Origin of the sequence: Lactobacillus sp. UMNPBX12 (assembly GCF_002553955.1) — a bacterium.
GTDB classification, from domain to species: domain Bacteria; phylum Bacillota; class Bacilli; order Lactobacillales; family Lactobacillaceae; genus Lactobacillus; species Lactobacillus crispatus.
The window spans coordinates 1-1,148 of sequence record NZ_PCYY01000065.1; the positions used below are offsets into that span (position 1 = coordinate 1).

The 1,148-nt window shown below is 39.8% G+C and carries 1 protein-coding gene; it reads right to left on the minus strand.

The features are described 5' to 3' along the window. A partial coding sequence (locus CP363_RS10485; RefSeq protein ID WP_098036225.1) for an RNA-guided endonuclease TnpB family protein occupies nt 1-1,148 on the minus strand: 1,148 nt, incomplete at both ends.

A 1,148-nucleotide genomic window follows, 5' to 3' on the forward strand; every position in this document is an offset into this window, starting at 1 on the left:
CATAATACTGCCACATTGATGGCATCTTTGGGTGGTGTACTTAGGATCAATTGTTAGAAATTCTTTGCCATATAGCTTGGCTTTATAAGCCAGCATATTCAGGAAACTACGCCAGCCAACATCTGAAATAGCTTGTGATAAGGCATGATTCTTTAACAGATTTCTGCTTCTTAATTCCTCGGCAACTACTAAATCGTGGTTTTTGATTAGTGCAGTTGAGAGTACTTGTAAAAATTCATTACGCTGTCTGCGAATCTTGTCGTGCAGTCTGGCAACTGATAAGCGTTGCTTTTGATAATTCTTAGCTGTCCGCAAATTACGCCCGTCTTTTTTGGCACGTCTTTGTCTGCGTGAGAGTATGCGTTGGGCATGGGCGAGCTTCTTTTCAGCTTTGCGGTAAAAGCGTGGATTAGCAACCATTGTGCCGTTCGATCCCGTCAGAAAATTATCAAGGTTAAGGTCAATGCCAATTTGACTCTGCGTCTTAGGCAATTCCTTAATAAAAGCAGTATCGCTGCCTAATTGCATTGATAAGTAGAATTGCTCGTCAGCGGTCTTTTTTATCGTGACTGTGCCGATTCGAGTTGGAATATGGTTAAGCAAGCGCTCTTTAATCAGTTTTCTAAAACCAGCAATGCGGACAATTCCCAGCTTAGGCAGTTTAATATGTTTAGCATCAATAAACCTAGCCGTCCCGTTATCAAGAAAAGCTTCTGGCTGCTTAGGATATTGACAGTTGGTCTGATATGACCAGTCGCTGCGTTTTTTATGAAAAGTTGGAATTCCATGACCAATCTTACGATAGTTATTCCAAGCTTTCTGGTAGTTCTGAATAGCGTTGGCAATAGCGAGGCTATCAATTTCTTTAACACGCAAAAAGCTATAAGTATCACGAATATTCCTTGGCTTATCCAATAGTTCGCTATTAGTGACTACTTCTTCTGCCAGCCTAGTCTCATAATTATTAAGAATAGAAAAGGCAAAAGGCATTGCTTGACATTGTCTAACAGCTAAGTAGTGCTTAGCATGATAATTACTTCGATTGCGTCCTACATAAGAGTTGTAAACAAAGCGTTGAGCATCATAGTTTAGTTTAATGATTTTCTTTTGCTTAGAACTAGGATAAAAGCGAAGCTTAACGCCAAAAT